Annotated in this window: 28 protein-coding genes and 2 pseudogenes; 27 read left to right on the top strand and 3 right to left on the bottom strand. The window is 61.1% G+C overall.

All coding sequences use genetic code 11. The features are described 5' to 3' along the window. The 11 genes and pseudogenes from ACF8MI_RS24960 to ACF8MI_RS24910 all read left to right on the top strand — a co-directional run bounded on the left by ACF8MI_RS24960 (position 1) and on the right by ACF8MI_RS24910 (position 9034). Positions 1 to 372, top strand: coding sequence for a RidA family protein (locus ACF8MI_RS24960; RefSeq protein WP_103436905.1), 372 nt, complete (start codon positions 1 to 3; stop codon positions 370 to 372). Positions 373 to 765: 393 nt separating this feature from the next. After that, positions 766 to 1275 (top strand): annotated as a pseudogene (locus ACF8MI_RS24955) (transposase); the annotation flags it as partial. A gap of 635 nt (positions 1276 to 1910) precedes the next feature. Next, complete coding sequence (locus ACF8MI_RS24950; RefSeq protein ID WP_103436904.1) at positions 1911 to 2648, top strand: hypothetical protein; 738 nt, start codon at positions 1911 to 1913, stop codon at positions 2646 to 2648. A gap of 113 nt (positions 2649 to 2761) precedes the next feature. Then, positions 2762 to 2977: an AlpA family transcriptional regulator gene (locus ACF8MI_RS24945; protein WP_103436903.1), complete on the top strand. Its 216-nt coding sequence runs from the start codon at positions 2762 to 2764 to the stop codon at positions 2975 to 2977. Positions 2978 to 2981: 4 nt separating this feature from the next. Beyond that, positions 2982 to 3860: a ParA family protein gene (locus ACF8MI_RS24940; RefSeq protein WP_103436902.1), complete on the top strand. Its 879-nt coding sequence runs from the start codon at positions 2982 to 2984 to the stop codon at positions 3858 to 3860. Between the two features lie 14 nt (positions 3861 to 3874). Beyond that, positions 3875 to 5416: a ParB family protein gene (locus tag ACF8MI_RS24935; RefSeq protein WP_103436901.1), complete on the top strand. Its 1542-nt coding sequence runs from the start codon at positions 3875 to 3877 to the stop codon at positions 5414 to 5416. A 15-nt stretch (positions 5417 to 5431) separates the two neighbouring features. Beyond that, complete coding sequence (locus tag ACF8MI_RS24930; protein WP_103436900.1) at positions 5432 to 5983, top strand: DUF2857 domain-containing protein; 552 nt, start codon at positions 5432 to 5434, stop codon at positions 5981 to 5983. Continuing rightward, entirely contained in the window at positions 5977 to 7194 is a 1218-nt protein-coding gene (locus ACF8MI_RS24925) for an STY4528 family pathogenicity island replication protein (protein ID WP_392518015.1), read from the top strand. Before ACF8MI_RS24930 ends, ACF8MI_RS24925 begins: the two co-directional genes overlap by 7 nt. Before the next feature lie 150 nt (positions 7195 to 7344). After that, positions 7345 to 8109 (top strand): PFL_4669 family integrating conjugative element protein, encoded by a 765-nt coding sequence (locus tag ACF8MI_RS24920; protein ID WP_103436898.1) that lies wholly within the window; start codon positions 7345 to 7347, stop codon positions 8107 to 8109. Continuing rightward, positions 8106 to 8600: a DUF3158 family protein gene (locus ACF8MI_RS24915; RefSeq protein WP_103436897.1), complete on the top strand. Its 495-nt coding sequence runs from the start codon at positions 8106 to 8108 to the stop codon at positions 8598 to 8600. Before ACF8MI_RS24920 ends, ACF8MI_RS24915 begins: the two co-directional genes overlap by 4 nt. Before the next feature lie 5 nt (positions 8601 to 8605). Then, entirely contained in the window at positions 8606 to 9034 is a 429-nt protein-coding gene (locus ACF8MI_RS24910; RefSeq protein ID WP_103436896.1) for a single-stranded DNA-binding protein, read from the top strand. 88 nt (positions 9035 to 9122) lie between these two features. Here the strand turns inward: ACF8MI_RS24910 and ACF8MI_RS24905 are convergent, their stop codons facing one another. Further along, on the bottom strand, positions 9123 to 9353 hold the full coding sequence (locus tag ACF8MI_RS24905; protein WP_392518012.1) for a hypothetical protein: 231 nt from the start codon (positions 9351 to 9353) through the stop codon (positions 9123 to 9125). 139 nt (positions 9354 to 9492) lie between these two features. Here ACF8MI_RS24905 and ACF8MI_RS24900 point away from each other — a divergent pair, with 139 nt between their 5' ends. From ACF8MI_RS24900 to ACF8MI_RS24825, 16 genes and pseudogenes are all read left to right on the top strand, one after another. Next, positions 9493 to 9837, top strand: a complete 345-nt coding sequence (locus ACF8MI_RS24900; RefSeq protein WP_264312489.1) for a helix-turn-helix domain-containing protein — start codon at positions 9493 to 9495, stop codon at positions 9835 to 9837. 110 nt (positions 9838 to 9947) lie between these two features. Continuing rightward, positions 9948 to 11915, top strand: coding sequence for a DNA topoisomerase III (locus tag ACF8MI_RS24895; RefSeq protein WP_392518011.1), 1968 nt, complete (start codon positions 9948 to 9950; stop codon positions 11913 to 11915). Between the two features lie 742 nt (positions 11916 to 12657). Then, complete coding sequence (locus ACF8MI_RS24890; RefSeq protein ID WP_392518010.1) at positions 12658 to 13197, top strand: STY4534 family ICE replication protein; 540 nt, start codon at positions 12658 to 12660, stop codon at positions 13195 to 13197. A gap of 67 nt (positions 13198 to 13264) precedes the next feature. Further along, entirely contained in the window at positions 13265 to 13522 is a 258-nt protein-coding gene (locus tag ACF8MI_RS24885; RefSeq protein ID WP_392518008.1) for a hypothetical protein, read from the top strand. Between the two features lie 62 nt (positions 13523 to 13584). Further along, entirely contained in the window at positions 13585 to 14079 is a 495-nt protein-coding gene (locus tag ACF8MI_RS24880; RefSeq protein ID WP_392518006.1) for a JAB domain-containing protein, read from the top strand. A 60-nt stretch (positions 14080 to 14139) separates the two neighbouring features. Continuing rightward, positions 14140 to 14856: a hypothetical protein gene (locus ACF8MI_RS24875; RefSeq protein WP_392518004.1), complete on the top strand. Its 717-nt coding sequence runs from the start codon at positions 14140 to 14142 to the stop codon at positions 14854 to 14856. A gap of 126 nt (positions 14857 to 14982) precedes the next feature. Further along, positions 14983 to 15372 carry a transposase family protein gene (locus ACF8MI_RS24870; RefSeq protein WP_392518002.1) on the top strand — a complete coding sequence of 130 codons (390 nt, stop codon included), beginning with the start codon at positions 14983 to 14985 and terminating at the stop codon, positions 15370 to 15372. Next, positions 15360 to 15560: pseudogene (locus tag ACF8MI_RS24865) on the top strand (transposase); the annotation flags it as partial. The gene ACF8MI_RS24870 and the pseudogene ACF8MI_RS24865, both read left to right, overlap by 13 nt. Before the next feature lie 212 nt (positions 15561 to 15772). Next, positions 15773 to 16192, top strand: a complete 420-nt coding sequence (locus ACF8MI_RS24860; RefSeq protein ID WP_392518000.1) for a PilL N-terminal domain-containing protein — start codon at positions 15773 to 15775, stop codon at positions 16190 to 16192. Then, complete coding sequence (locus tag ACF8MI_RS24855) at positions 16189 to 16857, top strand: hypothetical protein (RefSeq protein WP_392517998.1); 669 nt, start codon at positions 16189 to 16191, stop codon at positions 16855 to 16857. The genes ACF8MI_RS24860 and ACF8MI_RS24855 overlap by 4 nt, the downstream gene beginning before the upstream one ends. 10 nt (positions 16858 to 16867) lie before the next feature. Beyond that, complete coding sequence (locus ACF8MI_RS24850; RefSeq protein ID WP_392517997.1) at positions 16868 to 17584, top strand: TIGR03759 family integrating conjugative element protein; 717 nt, start codon at positions 16868 to 16870, stop codon at positions 17582 to 17584. Then, positions 17566 to 18120: a transglycosylase gene (locus tag ACF8MI_RS24845; RefSeq protein ID WP_392517995.1), complete on the top strand. Its 555-nt coding sequence runs from the start codon at positions 17566 to 17568 to the stop codon at positions 18118 to 18120. Before ACF8MI_RS24850 ends, ACF8MI_RS24845 begins: the two co-directional genes overlap by 19 nt. 83 nt (positions 18121 to 18203) lie before the next feature. Continuing rightward, positions 18204 to 18578 (top strand): integrating conjugative element protein, encoded by a 375-nt coding sequence (locus ACF8MI_RS24840; protein WP_392517994.1) that lies wholly within the window; start codon positions 18204 to 18206, stop codon positions 18576 to 18578. Between the two features lie 9 nt (positions 18579 to 18587). Beyond that, the gene (gene traD / locus ACF8MI_RS24835) at positions 18588 to 20714 is read left to right on the top strand and encodes a type IV conjugative transfer system coupling protein TraD (protein ID WP_392517992.1); all 2127 of its coding nucleotides are present in this window, start codon (positions 18588 to 18590) and stop codon (positions 20712 to 20714) included. Between the two features lie 34 nt (positions 20715 to 20748). Beyond that, positions 20749 to 21477 (top strand): TIGR03747 family integrating conjugative element membrane protein, encoded by a 729-nt coding sequence (locus tag ACF8MI_RS24830; protein ID WP_392517991.1) that lies wholly within the window; start codon positions 20749 to 20751, stop codon positions 21475 to 21477. A gap of 126 nt (positions 21478 to 21603) precedes the next feature. Beyond that, positions 21604 to 21897 carry a hypothetical protein gene (locus ACF8MI_RS24825; protein ID WP_392517990.1) on the top strand — a complete coding sequence of 98 codons (294 nt, stop codon included), beginning with the start codon at positions 21604 to 21606 and terminating at the stop codon, positions 21895 to 21897. A 64-nt stretch (positions 21898 to 21961) separates the two neighbouring features. Here ACF8MI_RS24825 and ACF8MI_RS24820 read toward each other — a convergent pair whose 3' ends face one another. Together ACF8MI_RS24820 and ACF8MI_RS24815 are read right to left on the bottom strand one after the other, a co-directional pair. Continuing rightward, complete coding sequence (locus tag ACF8MI_RS24820; RefSeq protein ID WP_392517989.1) at positions 21962 to 23245, bottom strand: DUF2254 domain-containing protein; 1284 nt, start codon at positions 23243 to 23245, stop codon at positions 21962 to 21964. 72 nt (positions 23246 to 23317) lie between these two features. Further along, the gene (locus ACF8MI_RS24815) at positions 23318 to 24421 is read right to left on the bottom strand and encodes a mechanosensitive ion channel family protein (protein ID WP_392517988.1); all 1104 of its coding nucleotides are present in this window, start codon (positions 24419 to 24421) and stop codon (positions 23318 to 23320) included. Positions 24422 to 24564 lie beyond the last annotated feature (143 nt).

The raw sequence follows: 24564 nt of genomic DNA, 5'->3' as shown, positions 1-24564 counted from the left end.
ATGAAACATGCCATCAAGACCAACCTGTTCGCCTCCAAGGCTCCGCTAGAATGGGCGGTCGTAGGCAACGGCACACTCTACACCGCGCAGATCCCCATCAATGCCCAAGGCCAGGTGGTAGCCGGTGGCATCGAGGCTCAGACCCGCCAGACCCTGGATAACCTGCGCCACACCCTGGAGGCCGCCGGCAGCTCGCTGGATGCCGTCACACAGGTGCTGATCTACGTCACCGACCGCAGCTACCTGGCGACGGTCAACAGTCTTTACACCGATTACTTCAAAGCCCCCTACCCCAATCGCGCGGCAGTTGTGGTCGCTGGGTTGGCACGGGAGGAGATGCTGGTGGAGCTTGTGGTTTATGCCTGCATATAAACTAACACTATTAAATACTTTATTATAATATTCTATTCTCTTGCACCTGCCCTTCATCGGGCAGGGATAGAGCATACACCTCCCAACCCAAATAACAGCCTATCCTTTCCAATCACCCCCAGAATGAAATATAAATTCATTTACGGAAAACTTCGAACAAGTTATTCAGCAGCTAGAATTAAGATACATCTCAACTCAGTCATGGAAGATATTTAGGCGCCCACGACGTCGAAACTAGAGTTCGGACTCTCTTACCCAAATCGTGCACCCACTGGCGTCGCAAGATTGGCACGCGAAGAAATGCTAAGGATTATCCGATCAAGTTAGCACAGGCCATCTGACCTGTGCTGAAATAGCCCTCCGTCCAACTGCCCTCTACAAGCCCGCCATCCCATGAGTCAGATGAGCTTTTCCGATTTCGAGTACGCCGGTAAGCACAAGCAAACCCTTCGCGAGCGTTTCCTGGCCGAGCTGGAACAGGTGGTGCCGTGGAGCTGTTTGGTGGCATTGATCGAGCCGCATTACCCAAAGGCGGGCGGTGGTCGCAAGCCGTACCCACTGGACACCATACTGCGCATTCACCTGCTGCAGAACTGATTCTCGTTGAGCGATCCAGCTATAGAAGAGGCGCAGTAGGAGATCACTTCGATACGCCAGTTTGCGCGGCTGACGCTCAGCGCGCCAATCCCCGAAGACATGACCATCAACAAATACCTGCGAAACAAGAGCCTGTCGTTGCGCCAAGGCACCGTTGTCGACGCCACCATCATCCATGCACCCAGTTCGACCAAAAACAAGGAAGGCAAATGCAATCCTGAAATGCATCAGACGAAGAAGGGGGTAACCAGTACTTCTTCGGGCATGAAGAGGCATATCGATGCCGACGCCGAGTCGGGCCTGGTGCAACTCCAGTTCGCGCTATCCATCATTGGCTGGGTCCAACTTGGCGCATGAACGCAGAGGACGGCAAAAACTGAGTGCAACACCTGACCAATCCGGTAAGGCGTGCCCATGGTATGGTGGCCTGACGGGAGCGCAACATGGGGAGAACTATCCGAACCCTTGCTGCGACCAATGTGCATTCTTGACCGAAGTGCGGACTTGGCACTGCCACGCCAGTTGAGCAGACCGTATCGCACCGAAGAATGGGCCTCAATGCACAAAGCATGAGAAGCGTTCGTTCTGAAGCAGACACATACCATTTTTGGGTATCACTTTTACCTGCTTGCAAAGTGGGCCGCGCAGTGAATACGGACAAAGCTAACTTCCAGTGGCTGCGTAGTGCAACTAAAAATGACCATGCGCGCCGGGGTTTTGGAAAATTCAGGCCCTATGATGTTGCCCTTGCCAAACTGAGGGGCTGCGGCAACGTCGAAACATGTCGTACTTGATCAATACAGGATGAACCATCCAGAACTTGGGATGTCATCAATATTGGATCCTAAAATGTCTTGTTGATATCAGGCTCGTTGGACACAGGCTCAATTAATCAGCCCCGCCAGCGATTCCAGGACGAACGCAGCAGGAGGCTGTGTGCCATGATCTCGATCAGAAGCTCTTACCATCCTATCGATGCCGCCATTCTCTGGTGTAACCTTGCCGATCACGAGGACGAGATTCTCCGGGTCGATCTCTCCTCCCCCGGTAGTCTGCTCAAGCATTTTCCGCAGTGGCCGATTCTGCACCTGTATGCTGAATGCATCTACGACGCCGTTCTCAGCGGTGAGCTACCCGCGACCTGTCTGGGCCGACCTGTCACTGCCGACAACCAGGTCAGCCGAGAGTATTGGTCCATTCAGCGTGCTGATCTACTGGTCTGGTTCGCACGTAATTACCCCAACGAGAAGCCCGCCTTCTTGTTTTCGCAAAACCTCGAGCATTTGAACTGCGTCAGTCTCAATGCGCATTTGGTACAAGAAGCAGAGCTCGCTGCTGCTCAGCGCACGATTGACAAGCTGCGCGACGAGCTTGCAGCATGGGTTGATGAGGTAGCAACGCTCACCGCGTGTAACCAAGAGCTGACAGCACGACTTCAGGCCCAGGGCATTCCCTCCGAGGCCTCCGAAGGCACGCACAACATGCTCGTGGGCACCATGCTGGAAGTGACCTTGGGTAAATCCAAAGACGGCCGTGTGCAATCGGCCTATAAGTCCCAGAGCGCTCTGGTCGACGAGATTCTCCGGCGTTTTCCTGGACTGCCTGGCCTGAGCAAAAGTACCCTTGATCGGCGATTTGCCGATGCTCGCCGTTATCTAGCCCAGGTAAAACGGGGCTAACATCGCATTGTCAGGCGATGCTCGGCATTGCCTGACAATGTTTTTCCCGCGCTATCGACCTTCACTGACTGTCACATCCCACTGCGCACCACATGGTGCTACGGAGTGACATCATGCAACCGATCATCCCTGCCCCGCTCCCTGCCGACCGCCACATCATGCGCCGCGATGAGGTGGAACAGAAAACCGGCTTCAAACGTTCGCACATCTACAACCTGATGAAAGCCGGCCTATTCCCACAATGCCGGCGCATTGGTACCCGCGCCGTCGGCTGGGACTCGCTGGAAATCGAGCAGTGGGTCCAGGATCGACTGTCGGTCAGGGAGTAGCGCCATGGACGTTCTCTCGCTGATCTCGACCAAGGGCGGCGCGGGCAAAACCACCGTCGCCGCCAACCTGGGCGGTGTGCTTGCCGATGCGGGCCTTCACGTCCTGCTGCTAGATCTGGACAGCCAACCGACGCTGTCCAGCTACTATGCGTTGCGCGAATCCCGTGAGGCTGGCAGCTACGAACTCATCGCGCAACGGCTCACGGCACCTGACCAAGTGATTTCCGCCACCGTCATCTCGCATCTGGACCTGATCGTCTCCAACGACCGCGCCGGGCACATCAGCACCCTGCTGTTGCACGCGGCCGATGGTCGTCTGCGCCTTCATAATCTTCTGCCGGCGTTCGAGGATCTCTACGATGTGCTGATCATCGATACCCAAGGCGCGCGCAGTGTCGTCGTGGAGATGGTGATCCTCGCGTCCGACTGTGCCCTGTGCCCGGTCCCGCCAGAAATGCTCGCGGCACGTGAGCTGCGGCGTGGCACGCTGGGGCTGTTTGACGAGTTGGAGCCCTACCGCTACCTGGGCGTTGCCTTGCCAACCGTGAAGCTGCTGCTCAACCAGGTCAAAGCCAATCGCCGTGACACGCGCTTGATCATGCACAGCCTGCAGGCTTCCTTCCAGGACGACCCTCATGTCAGCGTCTGCACCACGGTGATTCCCGACCGCGTGGCCTACCCCAATGCCGCCTCGCTGGGACTGCCGGTGCACCGCGTCGAGCCCACGCCACCCTCTGGCAGCCGCGGCCCTTGCGGCGCGGCGGTCATGCGCGCGCTGGCCATCGAGTTGTTCCCGCACTGGGCTGAGCGACTTGTTGACTCGAGCGCGCCTGTGCACGGCCAACCGTCTGTGGTCGACCGTCAACTCAGTCGTAGCGGCTGAAGGGAGGGTCTGTGATGAAGCCGCCAACTTCCGAAGATATCACCCGTCAATTGCAGCAGGCGCATTTTCCGCAGAAACATGGCCGCGACATTCCGCCCGTGCCGGTCGGGGACACTCCGTTGGTGGTCAGCCTCGAACAATTACGCCCTTACGAGCTCAACCCACGGGTGGTCCGCAATCCGCTGTATGACGAGATCAAGGCCTCGATCCGCGAACGCGGCCTGGACCAGCCCCCCGCGATTACCCGCCGTCCGGATGAGCCGCATTTCATCATCCGCAACGGCGGCAACACACGCTTGAGCATCCTCGGCGAACTCTGGCAGGAAACCCGTGAGGAGCGATTCTTTCACATCCACTGCCTGTTCCGCCCTTGGCAGTCCGAGTCGCATGCCTTGATCGGGCACTTGGCCGAAAGTGATCTGCATGGCCAGCTCACGTTCATTGAGCGGTCCCTCGCGGTGGCGAAACTCAAGGACATGTTGCAGGAGCCGGATGTCCTGCTCAGTCAGCGTGAACTGTCCACACGCTTGAGCAAAGGTGGCTACCCGATTTCACAATCGCATATCAGCCGCATGTTCGACACGCTTGAGCACTTACTTCCGGTGATCCCGCAGGTGTTGTATGCCGGTCTTGGTAAACCAACCATCGTCCGGGTCATCAACCTGCGGCGCCGGGCGGAATCGATCTGGAACCAGTACTTGGGGGACGTTCAACATTTCGCGCTGCTGTGGTTTGAAGTGCTATCAGCGTTCGACAGTGATAAGCCCGAGCTGAACTGGGGTGAACTGCAGGACGAGCTGATTGCCAGGATGGCGGTGCCGTTGAAGCAGTCGCCCCGCCTGCTCGCCTTGGAAATGCATCAGGCACCGCGTCGCTCACCGCCGCCCTCGGACACCCCTAAGCCTCTCCCGCAAGGCTCACTTGGCGAGTCCTTCCCCGAGCCACCTGCCATCGAAGAGCAAGCAGAAACGCCTCATCAATTGCCCGCACCTGAGCCGATGAGCAACGCGAGCAACACCTCGGCAGCCGAGGCTCCACGCCTCCCCAACATCCGCGAGGCGCTGGGTGATGCTGAATCGCTTGCGGCACGGCTGCCAGGCGTCGTTGAGGTTGGTAAACCCTCTATGTGTTCCCCCTCGGCTCCCGCCCCCGAACAGGATGACATCAACACCTTACGTGAGCGTTGTGCCACCTTGGCGGCTGACCTGGCCGCGTATGCCGATGCCAATGAGATGGTTACACCGCACGCAGAGGGTTTGGGTTTCACCCTGGCAATTGAACATGGCCAGCAGCTGAGTCCACGACACACCGGCATCCAGCTATTGCTTTCGGCCCTGCTGCGCCTGCAGGACGACGTGACTTGGCAGCAACGCCAGCAGCTGCCCGCCGCGTTGTTTGGCCAACTGCTGATTGGCGCCTACGACCTCCCGTTCACCGAGCGTCCTGCCCTGACCGTTGGCCTCGAACGACTACCCGATGCCCAGCTGGAGCAACTGTACGCCCTAATCCGCCATGCCCGGCAGTTGATCGAACTGACGCTGTCGTCCACGCGTTAAGTGAGGAGCCGCCTCATGAGTACGACCTTCAATCTGTTGAACCATGCGATGTTGAATCAGGTGCTGCATGAGCTGCGCCATGGCCGCTTGCAGCGCTGCAAAGCGTTGGGCCTGGCCGACGAAGACATCGAAGTACTGCAATCGCTGCCTCCGACCACCCTCTCCCACCTGGCGCATTCATCGATTGCCTGGGTTGAAGTCAAGGTCGATATCACCGTGCTGCGCCGCCTGATCGTCCAGGCCGAGCGCGACGAGCAGAACGAACGCCTGATCAACCGGGCGCTCAAGCTCGGCGCGAGCTCGACCATCATGTACCGCTGTTTCGGCCTGGACCATTCGGAAACGGCGTTGCGTCGCCGAGTGCTGAAAATCGAAACCCACCGTGGCCGGCCGGTCCAGCTCAGTGAAGCCCAGGAGCATGCGGTGTGGAACCGCTGGAGCCAATTACGGGCAGAGGACCCAGACAACGATCCGCTGGACACGATGATGATGCTGGCCGAGGAACAGCACATCAGCCTGACGCTGGTCTGGCAACAGGTCGAACTGTATGGAGGCGCACCATGCTGAGTTTCTACGATGTGGACTGGCAGGATGTGGTGCGCCAGTGCTACGACGCCCTTCGACGCCGCAATGAGTGGCAGGCCGCGCAGGCTCAAGAAGCGGCCGCTGCCGCGGAACCGGCACTGCGTACGATCTACTACGGCGACAACAATCCCTTGCCGCCAGCGTTACTCCTCGATCGTCGGCTGACCCCGCTGGAGCGCAACACGTGGCAGGTCCTGCACTGGCTGATCACCGAGCGACAGGTCAAGACACCGCGCTACCAGGACCTGCAGCCCTACCTGGCGACCAGCCCCTGTGGTGCCCAAGCGTCGCGCGAAACCATCGCCCGCGCATTGAACGTCCTGCGTACGACCCGCTGGCTCAGCCTGGTCGACCGTTCGCGCGATGCCCAAGGCTGCCTGCGCGGCTGCGTCTACGTGCTGCACGGCGATCCGTTGACGGCGGCCGAGCAGTTTGAGCTGGACAGCGGCTACGCGGATCTGCTGCAACAGAACCTCAGCCATGCCACAAAGGGGGTGCGTGATGTGACGCAGCATGTGCTTGCCGAAATTCAAGCCGACCCGCTCGTCGCCCAGGGCGATAAGGACAGGTTGGGCTCACTGCCGCCGGCACCGCAGCAAACGCTGCCGCTGATGAGCGAAGACGCGCAGGCGCAACATTCCGAACCTGACCTGCACCACCCCGTTCGGAATCCTCACGCCTCGGCCACCGATTCCGAACCCTGCGGCAACGCACCGGTTTCGGCTGTGGTTCGGAATGCCGACGCCGGCCGTACAGTACAGAAAGACCAAAGCAAAAAAAGTACAGTACTGGGGCAGGTCGAGTTTGGCCGAGCACGCTGGCCTGAGGATCTACCGCTGAACCCGACCGAGCGGCGCATGGCCTCCCAGGCAATGCGCCAGCTCGAGCCGGAACAGCAACAAGCGGTGATCAATGAAGCGGCAGTGCGCTGCGCCCGCGGTGAGATCCGAAAACCCGTCGCCTACCTGATGGGCTTGATCAAACGCGCCTGCCAGGGCGAGTTTACCCTGTGGGCGGCCCGCGCCGATGAAGCGACAGCCACGACCGCACCGTCGCGCACAACAAAGGCCTCGCCAGCGGAGCCACCCAGTGAGCGACCCAAACGCAGTGGTCAGCGCACCGCCTCGCCACTCGCGCTCTCCTGCCTGGAGGAGCTGAAGCAACGCTGCCGCGGTTCGCTTGCCCCAACCTAGTAGTGGATCTCGGTGGATTTGATGCCCATGCCATTGAATCCAAGGAGGTCTACCGCCTGAAATTACGAGCAGACCACCTTCACGTTGATCCGCGTCGGATCGCACAGATCGGCCCATCGTCGGCGCCATTCCTACGGCGAGGTACTGGCGATGACCGATCACTACCAGCTCAACCTGGGCTCCCTGCGCAGCAGCATCACCCTCACCCTACACACCCACCATGCGGCGCGGCTGTGGCAAGGCCGCATGGCCCGCGAAGGGGTACATTCGATCATGGGCATGCCTGGTTACATCGGTGTCACCAACCTGCTCAAGCACGCCAGCAGCCAGGATGACCCCTTCGCCGACTGGTTCATGCTGCAACTGGAGGACAAGCTGCTGCAGGCCAAGGCCGAACTGCGCGCGCTGACCAAGCAGGTCAGTCGAGTGGAGCGCGCCCTGCCGACCCAAGTCGATATCGGCGATAACCTCAATATCCATCCCGTCACCCTCCCCCTGTTCATCGGCAGCCAGCTTGGCTTTCTCGCGGTCTACCTGCTGACCGACTACGACGCCCTGGTGCGCCGCGTTCTGCTCGCTCACCACACAGCCTTAATCGGCCGCCCCGACATGGAAAACTGGATCGATCGCGGCGCCCACGAGTTGCGCAGCCTGTTCGGTCTGGCCCAGCGTTATCGCCTGGCGGGGGTCAGTCGGGATGACATGGCCGCCAACAACGCCCGGGCCCGTGAAGCGATCGACAAGTTCGGCACACCCCCACGCAAGATCCTCGAAGGCAGCCACCGCTCTCAATTCGCCCCACCCATCACGCGGAGTCAGACCACCTCGAATCCCGATGAGCCAGATCAACCTGCCCTGCCGGAGGCCGAGGCACAACCTACTCCGGAAGTCCCGGGCGAAGGGGGTGAGGCATGACCCTGGCCGATGCAATTGCCCGGCGGTTGTCAGCGGATGCCTACCGCGCGTTCGCACAAAGTGCCTCCCTAAAAGGCCTTTTAAAGCCTTTTAAGGGTAAGGGGGAGCTGCAGCAGTTCGCCGAAACGATCCTGCGCCTGCGCACTCAGGTCGCCGAATTGATGGCGGTGATGCTGGCGATCATGGCGCAGCCTCCTTTCTCGTTGCTGGAGCTGCGACTTGTCGTGCAGCACAGCGCGACGGGCACTGACTTCCTGCGCTGGCGCAGTCCGGACTTTCAGCGCATGGGCGTGCAGGTGTGGCAGGAGTCGGTGGTTCATCCGCATCTGCACCCTGAGCTGCGGCAGGCGTTGTATCAGCTGGAGACCAACCGGGTGGTGCTGAACCTGCAGATGAGCAGCCTGCAGTCGCTGTATCGCCAGGCCGTCTCCGGTGCCAGCAAGCTCGCGGCCGCCGAGCTCATCCTGACCCGTTTCCCCACCGAGGAGTGACCCGTATGAGTACGTTATTTGTAGGTGAAGGCAACATCGGCAGCGTGCCGGAATTCCAGGAGTTCAACTCCAACCCGGATGAACCGCGGCGCCTGCTGCGGCTGAACGTCTATTTCGACAACCCGGTACCGCGTGAAGGCGGCTACGAGGATCGCGGCGGCTACTGGGCGCCGGTCGAGCTCTGGCACCGCGATGCCGAGCACTGGAGCACGCTGTACCAAAAAGGCATGCGCGTCTTGGTCGAAGGCCGCACGGTCAAGGATGAGTGGGAGGACAGCGAGGACAACGCGCGGGTGACGTTCAAGGTCGAGGCGCGGCGCATCGGTATCCTGCCGCATCGCCTGGCCTCGGTGACCATGCGCGAGAAGACGCAGGACACCCCCAACGCCACGCGTAAAGGCGGTGGCAAGAAATCCACACGCAAGGCCGGGTGAACCGTGGACCTCAGTGGAATCACCGCGCCCTGCGCGATACTGCAGGGGCCGCGCAGCTTAACCGGCGAGCAGCATTGACGCTCGTTAGCTATCCATCTCGGCTGGCTTTCCCGCGCTGTCCACTCTCCAGCAACTGCTTCACCTCCGTCAGGCACTGATCCAGGGCAAGGAATGCCCGCCAGTGCGCCGGATTCTCCTGAACCCAGGCGATCAACTGCGCGCGTGCCTCCCCATTGTCAGGTTCCAGATGGGTAGCCATGAACAGCTCGTAGGCCTTGATCGCTAACTTATCTGCCTCACTCTGGTGGGATCCGTGCAAGTTGAAGCCTCCGTGTGAACGGGCGGGTCATCCAGTTATTTTTCGTGATACGCCTCATAGGGTTGTCAGTCAACTCTTTGAGCCGTTCATATCCTTGAGTGGCTAGTCAACCATATGGGTCGAATTGGAGAGCGCCCCGTTGCCCGTCAAAGAGCCTAGCCCACATCACATTGGCCGCCAGTTGGCGAAGTATCGTCGCGACCGCCGCTTGACCCAGGACCAGGTCGGCGAGCACCTGCGTATTTCCGGCGAGGCCGTCTCCCGCCTGGAGCGTGGCCTGGTTGAGCTGTCCGTGACGAAGCTGCTGCAGTTGGCAGACCTGTATGGCTGCCCCGTCGATGAGCTGCTGCTGGCCATCAGTCCTCGCCCCCAGGATCAGGGCCAGCAGATTACTGCGATCATCAAGGAGCTGGGCGACGCCGATAAACAATTCGCCCTGGAGTTTCTGCAAACGCTGGCCACTCATCTCGCGCAACGCAAGTAGGGTTTTGGCCCTGCGCTGATACGTCGAACCGATACCACCAGTTTCGGCTTTACCCTGGCGCTTCACGACCACACCTCCACCCTGTCGGTACCCACCGAGAGGGCCCACGCATGCGCCTGTTCATCTGCGAAAAACCGTCCCAAGCCCGCGATATCGCCCGGGTACTGCAAGCCAGCCGACGCGGCGATGGCTACCTGCAGGGCCAGAACGTCACCGTCACCTGGTGCATCGGCCATCTGCTGGAAACCGCGCCCCCTGAAACCTATGGCGATTACAAACGCTGGTCGTTGGACGATTTGCCGATCATTCCCGCCCGCTGGCAACTGGTGGTCAAGCCCAAGGTTGCCAGCCAACTGAAGGTGATCGACCAACTGCTGCGGACATGCCGCGAGGTGGTGATCGCCACCGACGCTGATCGCGAGGGCGAGATGATCGCCCGGGAGATCCTCGAGAGTTGTCAGTACCATGGGCCGATCCTGCGCCTGTGGCTGTCTGCCCTTGATGAAGCCTCGATCCGCCGGGCCTTGGCTGCCTTGCGTCCGGGCGAACAGACCCTGCCGCTGTACCACTGTGCGCTGGCCCGCTCCCGCGCCGACTGGTTGGTGGGCATCAATTTGAGCCGACTGTTCAGCCTGCTCGGCCGCCGCGCTGGCTTCGACGGTCTGCTGCCGGTAGGCCGCGTCCAGACGCCAACTCTGCGCCTGGTGGTCGAGCGCGACCGGGCCATCGCCAGCTTCGTGCCGCAACCGTTCTGGAACGTCGACACTCAGTTGGTGGCAGAAGGCGTGAGTTTCAAAGCCCGTTGGCAACCGCCTACCTCGATCTGCGACGATGAGGGCCGCTGCATCGATGAAGCGGCCGCCAGGCAAGCCGCAGCGCGCCTTAGCCAATACGGAACGGCCCGCATTGACAGCATCGAGGTGGAGCAGGTCCGGGAGGGCGCGCCACTGCCGTTTGATCTCGGCACCTTGCAGGAAGTCTGCTCGGCCAAACTCGGGCTCGGCGCTCAAGAGACGCTGGGGATCGCCCAAGCCCTGTACGACACCCACAAGGCCACGACCTACCCGCGCAGCGATTGCGGCTACCTGCCCGAGAGCATGCTGGATGAGGTGCCCCGCGTCCTGCATGCCCTGGTGGCCGCCAGCCCTGCTCTCGGCCAGGTCATCAAGGAGCTGGATCCTTGTCGCCGCTCGCGCGCCTGGAACAGCGGCAAGATCACCGCGCACCACGGCATCATTCCGACCGCCATCACGCTCGACCTCGCTCAGCTGTCCGAGCGCGAGCAGGCGGTTTTCGCGCTGATCCGCGCCCGCTACCTCGCGCAGTTCCTTCCTGAGCATGAGTACCTGAAAACGCAAATGCTGATGCACAGTCAGGCCGAGCAGCTACTGGCACGGGGCAAGCAGACTCTGGTGCGCGGTTGGAAAGCGGTGATCAACGAGACTCACGGCAATGAGCCCGGCGAACAGACTCAACGCTTGCCCACACTTCGCGAGTCCGCCTCGGTGGCGTTGACTGACGCGGCCGCCATTGCCCAGCGCACGCAGCCCCCCAAGGCCTACACCGAGGGCACGCTGGTCAAGGCGATGAAAACCATCGCCAACCAGGTGGCCGATCCGCGGCTCAAGCAGACGCTCAGTGAGAGCTGCGGCATCGGCACCGAAGCCACCCGCGCGGCCATCATCCAGGGGCTGATCGACCACGGTTATCTGACCAAGAAGAAACGCAGCCTGGCCGCCTCGGCTGCGGCGCACACCCTGATCGAAGCGGTGCCACCGGAGGTTGCCGACCCGGTGTTGACGGCGCTGTGGGAGCAGGCGCTGGAGCGCATCGAATCGGGCCAGCTGAGCGTCGAGACCTTTCTCGCCAAGCAGGCGCAATGGCTGACCCGCTTGGTGCGCAGCAACGCCTCGCTCACCCTGCAGGCGCCCTCCTCCAAAGGACCGTTCTGCCCGGTGTGCCGAAGCGGCATGCGCCAGCGCAAAGGCCGCACCGGCAGCTTCTGGTCGTGCATCCGATACCCGGAATGCAAGGGCACCAAGCCGGTCGCCAAAGCCAAGCGCCCGAAGAGGACATGACTTGACGGCAGACTGTCGCGCTGGTGTAGTGATCCAGCCCCTCGCCGCTTGGCGCCCCAGACCGATTCGCTCCGGGCAGCTCGGTCAGACTCTTAGAGTTCGGAGCCACCCCTCACCGCCTCTGCGGATGACTTCTCAGCGTTCCAAGTCTCCCAGGTGGATGACCCATGCGGCTTGTGCCAGGCCTCAAGGGTCATCCGCTTCGGCGACGATGCTCAGCTCCGGTGCCCGCCGGCGAAACACTGGGCACCTTTTGTGCGCGGATGCGTGCCAGTTGATTCCGACCCAGGCCACGACAAGGGTCGGTTGATCCAGGTGGATCGACAGCGGAGAATTTGCGACGAACTCCGGTGTCACATCGCCGGATCAAAGGTGGTCCACCTCTTCCTAGCCTGATGACCGTCGGGCTATTTTTTCGCCGCTGAAAATCCACTGAAGACCAATCGCTTCCACTCGCCGAATCCGCCTGCGATCCCCGGTTGACGGGGGCTTGGCGGCGTTTTATAGATGAGCTGCACACCGCTGTCGTTGACAGCACCCAGGCAGCCAGAACCTTCAAGGCTGCGCCCGATTCGGGTGGTTCTCCCCAAGTGCGACTCGCGCTCGGCAGCTCGCACGGTCACCGACCTGTCGGTGATGAGCGCCCTCTCTACCGATCATGTGATTGCACCTACCCCTTGCGGAACTCACCAGCCGCCAGGGCCGGTGGATGTCCGCGTTTCTGTTGAACAGGAGCTCCACCATGGCTACTGCAAGCAATAACGCCCCCACCACCTATTTCAACCTGCACACCCAAGGCATTGGTTACCTGAACCGGGTCCGCGAAGTCCCGGTTCGCCGTGGCCAAGCATTCATGGCCTGCGACATCGCCGCGTTGCACGGTGCCTCGGACGACGTCGAGTACACCCGCTTCGACTGCAAGGTCGCCAGCGGTGAAGCCGACAGGCTGATCCGTGAACACCTCGAAGACGTCCGCGCTGAACGCAAGGTCCTCATCGCGTTTCGCATCGGCGACCTCTGGGTGGATCCCTTCCTGTACGAGAAAGGCGAACGCAAGGGGCAACCCGGCGCCAGCCTCAAAGGCCGCCTGATCTTCATCGAGTGGATCAAGGTCGATGGCCAGTTCAGCTACCGTGCGCCCGCCCGCACCGACGCTGCCTCTGACGCGATGGAACTAGCGGAGGCGGATGGAGATAAGGCAGACATTGACGGTGACTCCGATCAGCGCCTGTCAACTCCGACCGCCGCCCGTAACTCCACCGCTGCAACTCAATCTGCCTGAGGCAGTTTGACCGCCAACAACAGGCGCTCTTGGGAGCGCCTGTTGTTCATTCACGTCGGAGGTTGCCATGGAAAGCTTCTGGCTCTGCGAAGACTGCCTGCAGGCGGTTGCCTACGACGACTTCAGCGCGCTGTCGCTGTACTACAGCGAGGCCGAAGTCGACCAGCGAATCACGCAGATACGTGAGGCAGTGCAAGCGTTACTGCCGCTCAGCGCCGATTTCGATCCGAACACCGGCGTCGGCATCGTTCCCTTCTCCACCCACGCCTGCGAAGGCTGTCACTCCCCGTTGCACGGCACCCGTCATCGTTTCACCCGCCTGTGACCGCCTGATACCACCCACTGGGGGCCTCCTCCCGGAGCGCGCCCGCACACGAGGCTCTGCTCATGAACACGCCATTGACCCTGGTCGAGCCACTTGACCCGGCCCTGACCCAGCGCGCGCACGAAGATGCGTTGATCAGCGAAGCCCTGCAGCTGCTGGACCAACGCTACTTCCAGCGCGGCGAAGTACTGATCACGCCCGCCGACGCCGCCTCCTACCTGAAGCTGCGCCTGGCGCCTTATCACCACGAAGTGTTTGCCCTGCTCTACCTCGATTCACGCCACCGCGTGTTGGACTTCGAGGTTTTGTTTTTTGGCAGCATCGATGGTGCCTCGGTCTACCCTCGCGAAGTGGTGGTCAAGGCGCTTGCACACAACGCCGCTGCGGTCATCCTCAGCCACAACCACCCCTCCGGCTGCCCTGAGCCCAGCGGCGCCGACCGCGTACTGACAACCCGCCTGATCGAAGTCTTGGCGCTGGTCGAGGTCCGCGTTCTGGATCACATCATCGTTGGCGAAGGTCAACCCGTGTCCCTGGCCGAATACGGCTGGATCTAACCCTCTCTCACTCGCCACCGCCTGCATGGGGTGGCGTGCTTTTTTCACCGGAGCGCCACCATGCTCACCTCTACCCCCAACCCCTTTGCCCGCGGTTTCCATGCATTCGCCTGCGAACGCGTGGTACAGATCCACTACGACGACCAGTGCTCGCCCTGCTACCGGTCCCTGCACACCGCCCAGCTGGACTTGGACGACGATCACATCAACTGTCAGGTCTGCGTGTTCGATGACGACTGTGCCGTTATCACGGAAGGCCAGGATGTCTCTGGGTTTCTTCGCATGCAGTTGCCCGAGGACGGTGTGGTTACCACCGTGCTGTACCAGGTCACGGCCGAGCGGTTGACTGGCTCGGTACACCTCGGCGACCTTCCCAGCCAAGAAGCAGCGGACCAACTCATGCAGCAGCTGTCCTTTGCCACCGGCCAGTACAGCCGCAGCTGGGAGATCAGCTCATCCCATCTACCGGCCGATGAGTACGCTTACCTTGAGCAGCTTGCCCGCAGCGAACGACCTGGCGGCTTCTTCGAATGCTTCCGGTTGGTCAGCAATCGCTCCATCGGCTGCAAGCTGTACTCGACACCCTGGCAGCGCGGCGGCCAAGTGGAGAGCTTCGGTTGCTCGGCGGCGGAGGTCTGCACTCGCCTGCTGGACGAGCAGGTACCGCCGGTGTTGATGACCCTGTTGCTGCTGGCCGGCCAGGCCGACACGCGCTTTCTGGTCTTCGATCCCGATGCAGTCCCGCTGGCAGGCCTGCCGGTATTTGCTGACGATTGATCCAAGGCGCCCTTAAGGGCGCCTTTTTTATGGTTCTCCACGGAATCCCGGGAAAGAGAGAAACAAGAACGCCGGTTTGATGGATGATGTTCGTGCGAGCAAGCACATCTACAAACCGGCGTTCTTGTGCACGATATTTATACGTTTCTGCCCTTCTGGGAGGGCTTTTCTATCATTGCCATCAAACCTGATGGTGATGGGCTGCAGATCAACCTGATCCCCCGCCCCACCCGATTTCCTTCCTGCAGCGGTTGTCACCAGCCCAGTACAACCATTCACGAGTACTGCCAGCGGGTCATCCGAGACCTGCCCATTCTTGGGCGTGCGGTGCAGCTCAACGTTGAGCTCAAACGAGTTGGATGTAGCGCTTGCGGCAAACGGATGGAGGCTGTCAGCTGGCTTGATCGCTACTCGCGGATGACGCGCCGCTTGGCCGAGGCTGTCATTAAAGCCTGCCAACGATTACCTACCTTGCATGTGGCTCAACTGGCCGATGAAAGCGCATACCGGCTTTGAAGCAGTTCGCTAAGCGCCTGAAGGGCTACTGGCGGGGGATCTTGAGCAGGGATCGGTGGCCGATGCATACCGGTCAACTGGAGGGAATCAATAACCGGATCAAGGTGATCAAGCGCATGGCCTACGGCTACCGGGACAGCGAGTTCATTTTCATGAAGATCAAAAACGAATTCCCCGGTAATCCGTGAAGAACCTTTTTTATGCCTTGGGCCCGATAAACCGGCCGGGCAACTTCGGTTTTTCAGTGGGTGCATCTCGAGCGCGTTGCCAAGGTGTCGGCACCTACTGTCGAGACCTGCTCATGCATACCTTCGCGTTTCCTCGCCTTGTCCTGATGCTCGCGCTGGCGGGCTGCAACACGCCGCCTGCCTTCGCCCCACCGATAGCGCCAACCCTCTCCTTGGCAGCACCGGCTGCCCCGTCCAAGCCGTTGTCAGCGTCACCGGCGTGGGTCCGCCAGGACCGCTACACCCTGGTCAGCACACGACCGACACTGGAACAGCGTCAGCCATTGTTCCAGCTCATCACCGTGCAAATTGCACCGGCGCTGCATGCGACGGTCGGTGATGCCCTGCGGCACGTGTTGCAGCGCTCGGGCTACTCGCTCTGCGCCAACCGCGCCGAGGTCACCACCTTGTTCAGCCGTCCCCTGCCGGCGGTCCAGCACCAACTCGGGCCGATGGCGCTGTTGGACGCCTTGACCATCTTGGGCGGCCAAGCCTGGCGACTCGTGATCGACCCGGTCGAACGAAGCGTGTGTTACGCGCTTCGCACTCCGGTGCCCGCACCACCTCACCCGCCCATGGAGATCGCGCCATGAAGGTCCATCACTTTCAGGCCCTGGTGCTCGGGGCCCTGTGCCTCGGCGCCGCCGTGCTGGCCGCCGTGACTTACAACCACCAGCAACAACTGACCGCGCTCTTGGTCGCCGCTGAGAATGCTCCAGCCGATCCAGTCCCGGCGCTGCGGCGGGCCCTTGATGCACTCGGCGCCACCGTCGCGGCACTTCCAGAGCAAGTAAATGCGCTGGGCGAGCACCAGCACCAGCAGGACGCGACCTTCGCAACGCTGAGCAAACAGCTGGATGAGGTGAGCGCTTCGCTCAAGGCCATTGAAGCGGTGCCGCTGGGTCCGACCAAGGTCGATCTGGCCGCGCTGGAACAGCGAATGGGCAACGCCGAAACCGCCGTCCATGCCCTCGAAGCTAGAGCGGCTGCGCCATCCGCACAGACCCAGCCTGCGGCTCTCGCCAAACCAGCCGCCAAAGCCCAAGCCCCGACGCCACCGTTCAAGCTGCTGGGTATCGAGACTCGCGGTGACGTCCGGTTTGTCTCGGCCCTACCGGCCGGCGCGCACGCCCTGTCGACCGTTCACCTACTACAGCCCGGTGATAGCCTGAACGACTGGCAGCTCAAGGCCATTCGCCGGAACCAAGCCGTATTCCAGGTGCCTGGCCTCGGCGAACGTTCGCTGCCCCTGCCGTGACGAGGTGCGTATGGTCCGGTTCACCACCCTCTCCTTGCTCCTACTGCCCATCTGGTTGGTTCCAGGCTCGGGGTGGAGCGCACCCGCCACGGTCGAAACCGAGCAGCAGTTCAGCGGACAGGCCCCACTGCAGCAAGCGCAATCCGCAGCACAGGCCAAGGCCTGGGGGCTGACCGATGATGAATGGGCCAAATTTGAACGCCTGCAGAGCGGTCCACGCCAGTACTGGTCACCCCAACTCGATCCGCTGACCACCCTGGGCGTGGAAGCCGATTCGGACCAGGAGCGTCAGCGCTACGCCGAGCTGCAGGTGCGCCTCGAAGCCAAACGGGCCGAGCGCGAACTGGCCTATCAGAAAGCCTATTCCGCGGCCTGGGCGCGGCTGTTCCCCGGGCTGCTGCCGGTACAGGGGATGAGCGATGCCGCAACCCCGTCGAGCAACCCGCGCTTTGCAGTGTTTGTGGAAGACCCGTGCTCGACCTGTGAGGCCAGCCTCCGCCAATGGCTGAGCACAAGCGCCCGCCTGGACGTCTATCTGGTGGGCAGCCAGGGCGACGATGCGCGCATTCAGCGATGGGCGCGCAAGGTAGGCATTACCCCGGCCCAGGTCGGCAGTGGCCAAGTCACCCTCAATCACGACCGCGGCCGCTGGTTCGCCCTCGGCGCGAGCCGCCCCCTGCCCGCGCGCTTTCAACAGGTGGAAGGGAAATGGCAACGCGTCGACTGACCCTCGCCCTAGTCCTGATTGGGGCAACTGCGGCCCACGCTGGCGGCCTGCCCCCGCCGGCGTACCAGTTGGCCGCCGCCCAGGCCGGCATCCCGGCCTCGGTGTTGTTCGCCATTGCCCAGCAGGAGAGCGGCACGCCGTTGCGTGGGCAGCTCATTCCCTGGCCGTGGACCTTGAATGTGGCCGGCACGCCGCAGCGTTTTGCCACCCGTGACCAGGCCTGCAGCGCTCTCACCGTGGCGCTCACCCGGCATGATCCCAAGCGCATCGATGTCGGCCTGGGGCAAACCAACCTGGGTTACCACCCGGAGCGTTACCCCACCGCCTGCGATGCCCTCGATCCGCGTGGCAACCTCGCCGTCACCGCCGACCTGTTGCGCGCGCACTACGCCGACGTTGGTGACTGGGTCATCGCCGCCGGCCGCTACCATCGCCCCGCAGGTGGAGCCCCAGCGGCCCGCTACCGTACGCAGTTCAGCCAACACTGGCAGCGCCTTGAAGCCGCCACGTCCAGCCGTGGAGGACCACGCTCATGATTGAGGTTCGCAGGGGCGCACTGATCTGCGGGCTGGTGGGATCGTTAGCTGCCGGGGCATGGCTTGTGCCAACGCCCCCTGCCATGGCCGCCGAATCGGTCGCGCCGGTTGAACGACCCGACCCACGCACACTGAGCTGGGTATTGCCGGTGCACAGCGCGCGACTCACGCCGGGTGAGGTGCCGCGTAGAGCATTGGATCTACCAGGCATGGTCCCGCTGTTCTTGGTTGGCGCGGACGCTGCCTCATTGGCGTGGCTGGCGCAGCACGCGCCAGCACTGAAGCGGTTGGGCGCCAACGGCCTGGCCGTTGAGGTAGCGGATGCGGCAGCGCTGCAGCGCATCCAGGCGGTAGCGCCTGGATTGGCCATCTGGCCGGTGAGCGGTGACGACATCGCCGAGCGGCTGGAGCTGGAGCACTACCCGGTGCTGATCACACCGACCGGCTTGGAGCACTGAGGAACCGTCATGGGTGATCATGCGATGGAATCCCTGCTGCGCCCGGCGGTGGAGTTGTACACCGTGGGCATCTGCGTCGGTGCTGGCGCGCTGTGCCTACATTCGCCCTGGGTCGTAGCCTTGTCGCCAGAGGTCGGCGCCGGCATGGCCCTGGCCTACACCGCCTTCGGTCTGAAACGCCTAAATGAGGCCCGCATTGTTTTGCGCTATCGCCGCAACATCCGCCGCCTGCCCCGCTACTCGCTGACTAGCCGGCTAATACCAGTCAGCAGCAAGCGCCTGTTCATGGGTCGCGGCTTTCGGTGGAGCCGCCTGCACACCCAGCGTTTGCTGGAAGCGCAGGATCCCGCACTCGCCCGCTACGTCAACCAGTCAACGGCCTACCAATGGGCACGGCGCCTGGAGCACGTGCTGGAAAAAGCGTCGGCAGGGCTATCCCTCCTGCCTCGCGTGACCGCCTGGGACAGCCCGCTCAACCCGGTACGACCGCTGCCGCCCGTGGGCGGCTCACCGCTGTTGCATGGCGTCGAGCCCAACGAGCAGGAGGCCTCCTTGCCACTGGGCGAACGCGTGGGCCATACCCTGGTACTGGGTACCACCCGGGTCGGCAAGACGCGCCTGGCCGAGGTCTATATCACCCAGGACATTCACCGGCCAAGCCAGGAAGTGGTAATCGTCTTCGACCCCAAAGGCGATGCCGATTTGCTCAAGCGCATGTACGTGGAAGCACGACGCGCCGGCCGCGAACATGAGTTCTACGTCTTCCACCTGGGCTGGCCGGAGATTTCCGCACGCTACAACGCCATCGGGCGTTTCGGTCGTATCTCGGAAGTCGCCACCCGCATCGCTGGGCAACTGAGCGGTGAAGGCAACTCGGCGGCATTTCGCGAGTTCGCCTGGCGCTTCGTCAACATTATCGCCAGGGCCCTGATCGAGCTGGGCCGGCGCCCCGACTACCTGCAGATCCAGCGCCATGTGGTGAACATTGATGCGCTGTTCATCGAGTACGCCCAGCACTTCTTCGCCCGCCATGATTCGCAAGCGTGGGAGACCATTGTCGATCTCGAAGTTCGCCTCAACGAGAAGAACGTGCCGCGGCACATGATTGGCCGCGAGAAACGCGTGGTCGCCATCGAGCAATACCTGACCGCCAAACGCCTCTTCGATCCGGTGATGGATGGCCTGCGCTCGGCGGTGCGCTACGACCGCACCTACTTCGACAAGATCGTCGCCTCACTGCTGCCGCTGCTGGAAAAGCTCACCAGTGGCAAGACGGCCCAGTTGCTGGCCCCCAACTATGCCGACCTGGACGATCCTCGGCCAATCTTCGACTGGCTGCAGGTCATCCGTAAACGCGGCATCGTCTACGTCGGCCTAGATGCCCTGTCCGATGCCGAGGTCGCCGCCGCAGTCGGTAACTCGATGTTTGCTGACCTCGTCTCCGTCGCTGGGCACATCTACAAACACGGCATCGACCACGGCCTGCCGAACTCTTCGAGCGCGGCCGACAAGGTGCCCATCAACCTGCACGCCGACGAATTCAACGAGCTGATGGGCGATGAGTTTATCCCGCTGATCAACAAGGGCGGTGGTGCCGGTATCCAGGTCACCGCCTACACCCAGACCTTGAGCGACATTGAGGCGCGTATCGGCAGCCGGGCCAAAGCCGGCCAAGTCGTCGGCAACTTCAACACCCTGCAGATGCTGCGCGTACGCGAAACCGCGACCGCCGAACTGCTGACCAATCAGCTGCCCAAGGTGAACGTGCAGACCCGCACCCTGGTCTCCGGCGCGACCGACACGGCCGATCCCGATGCCCGTACCGACTTTACATCGTCCTCACAGGACCGCGTGACCAGCACCGCCGTACCGCTGATCGAGCCCGCGCACATCATCGCCCTGCCGAAGGGCCAGATGTTCTCGTTCCAGGAAGGCGGGCAGCTGTGGAAAGTGCGAATGCCGCTGCCCAAACCGGCCCGTGACGATGCGATGCCGTCTGACCTGCAGACCCTGGCTGCGCGTATGCGCGAGTCTTACAACACCAATGCGGGATGTTGGTGGAGGAGTGCTGGGGGGAGGCCGACGGTCGACTTCGATCCCGAGATGCCACCACCTGGGCGTAAACACGCCCCTTGATCCTCTGGCAGTCCGCGAACACCTCGGAGCCTGTATGTCCACTGCCCCAACCAATCCGCCTCAGACACAACGACGACCAGGGCTGATCTTCGGCACGTTTGAGCTATGTCTGCGATTGCTCGGACTGCTGTTTGCTTCCCTGCTGTTCTCAATCCTGCTGGAGTTCGTGGGCATGCTGTGGATCTGGCCTGAACAAGGCTGGCGTCACAGCCATGCGATGTGGCTGAATGAGCTGAGTTGGCTCAGCAACCACTTCAAAAGCTCGCTACTCGTGCAAGAGCCGGCGCAAGCTACGGCCAAAATTCTTGAGTACTTGAGCGACTGGATCGCGGTGCACTCCGGCTGGGCGCACTCAGACGTGCAGGTGAAACTAAGCATTCTCGAGGGGACACCTGATTGGTACATCGCCCAGGCTTACCTGATGATTAAGGATTACCTGTTGGGGGCGCTGTTTACCATCTTCACATTTGTGGTACGCGTAACCGTACTCACGCTGGCCATGCCTCTGTTCCTGCTCGCGGTCATAACCGGTGCCGTCGACGGTTTGATGCGACGCGACCTGCGCAAGTTTCGAGCGGACCGGGAAAGCAGCTTTGTTTATCATCGCGCGAAGCGAACTTTGATACCGCTTATGATAAGTCCGTGGATGATCTATCTCACCCTACCTTGGTCCGCTAATCCTAACTGGGTGCTCCTACCCAGCGCAGCAGTACTCGGTTTCATGGTTTCTATCACTGCCGCCTCTTTCAAGAAATACTTATAAAGCTCCATTGAAGAACGGTGTAGCTTTCCACTGCTACCAACGCGACCGTTAGGGAAGATAACGTTGCGAAATCTTCTCTTTGCGCTACGTTGAAAAACAGAAGCACAACACTCGGTAGGTGTCTGCATGCGTGTACGCGGAAACGTTTATTTGGCCTGGGCTGACCTGACACTTCACCACCGAACACATGATGAAACCATGGGCAATGGCATCGCCATCGATGTGCAGGTGCGCTTGTCTCGTACAGGTAACACCCAAATGTTTATCGGCGTGTACGCCGAAACTGGCCTAGCTCTACATGAAGAGGCTTTTGACTCGAGGCCTGGTGAGTCGATGACCCGAGCGTTGGCTTGGGGTGTAGACCGTGCAAGACAACTAGCCACCGAAGGCACTAACCCACATGCTTCTCCGCAGCATTGATCACTTTCCTGCAAGAATGGCGAGTCTCTGCATGTGACCAGTATGAAACGGTTGGTCGGCGCCCCTAACGTTCTGGCTTAATTTTCTCTGCCAGCATAGCGAGTTCGACTTTCTCTTCTTGCAACCTCAACGCTGTCTGTGCGTGATGAAGTAAACGCTCAGCATGCCTGGCGGATGCGCCCTCAAACATTGCCCGATTCATCTGGGCCAAGCTGATCAGCGCTTTGAGCACGCGAAGATTCACCTCCTGCAAAGCGGCGCCGTCCCTGGTGATGGGCCCGAAAAAGTCGTCAAACAGATCATCGACAGATATCCCTCGCAGGTGAACCAACGCGCAATCGTCGTGCGGTCCTGATGCCAATTGTCGGGGCCGCCCCCAGTACGACAGGGTTCTGACGCCCCGCCCAATAACATCAATGGCCGTGCCAGGATCATTGATCGCGGGCGACAGTGCACGGGACGCAATTTCTGAAAGCACGGACAAACCGAAACGTGGGTCGTGCTCAAACGTCCTACGAACGCCAATTGTCAGGGCCGCCAGAATCTTTTCTTCGCTGGCGGCCTCCAGACCGACGCGCTCACCGACCTCGGACACGATGCGTACGATGTCCTGCCCGAGGTGAACAAACGCCCCAGGCAGCACCTCCAGATAGATCCGGATTTCTTGCTGTTTGGCGATTACCCCCAATGCTTGCACATCAATGTGCTGGACATATCCTGTTCGATGACTGGACAACGAGCGTACGAAGTGGGGGAAAACGAGACCTGGCGGATAAGCAGATCCCCCCATGTAGGGCCATTGAACGCGGTGCTCGATAGCCTCTGTTGCCGCGTTCTCAACGCGATCGATGGTTTCGCCAACCCGCCCCAACTTGGACAGGTGGTCAATCCATCGTAGCAATGTATAAACGATCAGGATCACGACAGCTATCGTCACCGCGAACAACAGCACCCTCCCTTGGTTGCCGTAGGCACCGGTACTCAAGGCAATGATGCCAACCACACTGAACAGGAAGGAGCCGATAAAGGTAGCAAGGGCATTTTGAGTGGTTGTGTCCTCTATCACCAAGGTCGTGGCGCGCGGCGTCACCCCGCTACTCGCTGCACCGTAAGCGGTGACCATGGTGCTCAGTGAGAAGGTTGTAACGGCCAACATGCTCGAGGCAATGATTCCAAGTATGTTGTCCACCGCGTCTGCCCCTATTCGTGCGGGCAAGGACTCAGGTATGAAGTCCTTGAACACCACAGCAAGCAGTGCCGTGGCGACCCCCAATAGCGAGAATAGGCTCGCTCTGAACCAGAGTCGTTTCGTGAGTTGACTGACCAACCAACGCCAACGTGCCATCATGTGCCTTACCTCAAAGCGACTGCTCGCCGTTGACCACGGTGCGAATCAACCGGACGACTAGCCAGTCGTCTCTCATGCCCCTCCAACGCCAACACGCTCACCGCCTGGAGTGGCTTGCTGAGGCAATGCCGTGACCTTGATTGCACGCACGGGAACAGCGAACTTGGCCCCAATTCTGGAGAAACGCTCAAGCAAGCGGAAGTTGATGGCTTGCTGTATATCCATATACAGGTTATAGCCAGGGTCCTTGACGATGTAAACGCACTCAAACTCCAGTGCCTCCTTACCGAACCCGCGCAAATGGGCACGATCAAAACGTGCCTGGTCCTGCGACCTAATCGCATCCTCGACAATGGCTGGCGCTTTCTTTACCGCTTCGGTCGGCGTGTCGTAGGACAGGCCGAATTCGAAGACAATACGCCGTTCCTGCAGGCGCTTGTAGTTCTGAATGGTGCTGCTGATCATGCTGGCATTGGCCATGACAATCTGTTCACCGCCCAGGCTGCGAATGCGCGTGGTCTTGAGCCCTACGTGCTCTACCGTACCAGCCAGTGGGCCGATAACAATGAAATCGCCCACTTCGAAGGGCTTGTCCACGGCAATCGACAACGAGGCAAACAGGTCACCGAGAATATTCTGCACGGCGAGCGCCACCGCGATACCCCCCACGCCCAGGCTTGCAACGAATGCAGTGATGTTGACGCCCAGGTTGGAGAGCATGGCCAACAGAACCATCGACCAGAGTAAAACGCGCGCGCCCCAGGCCGACAATGTGGCCAGCGCGCTACCTTGGTACAGGCCATCTCCGCTGTTGCGAGCGAAATACCGAGCCAGGCCCAAGGCAATTGCACGATGCAGCCACAACCCAATCTGCAGCGCGGCCACCACGAACCATAGGCTACTGACACGGCTTAACCAGCGCTCGGGCAGGTCAAGCATGCTCAGCCCAACCAGCAAGGAAGCAAGCAGTAGCAAAAGATTGCTGGTGCCCGCCAACACCTTAGCCAGCACCTGGCTCAGCGCCCCGTCATGTCGAACTCGACGCAACAAAAAACCAATGGCGGCGCGGGTCCCCAAAAATGTGAGAGCGGCCGCGCCGAAGGCCAAAAGCACGTTGAGTACGGAGATACCGAATAGCGTGGTGCCTGTTAATACGTCGATGATGCGATCGTTCATAGGTCGCTAGCCTCCTCATTGTCCTCGGATGATCCACTTTCCTTTCTCTCTGACGCTCGCAGGCCATAGGAGGTCGATCGGATTTCAGCTTGCGGTTGCAGATTGATCGCCAGGCATCCCATGAGTCACAAAATTGGGCAGGC

It is taken from the genome of Pseudomonas sp. yb_9 (genome assembly GCF_043103635.1).
In the GTDB taxonomy this organism is placed as follows: Bacteria; Pseudomonadota; Gammaproteobacteria; order Pseudomonadales; family Pseudomonadaceae; genus Aquipseudomonas; species Aquipseudomonas monteilii.
Note: the sequence above shows the minus strand (reverse complement) of the source record. Positions and strands in the feature narration are given on the sequence as shown.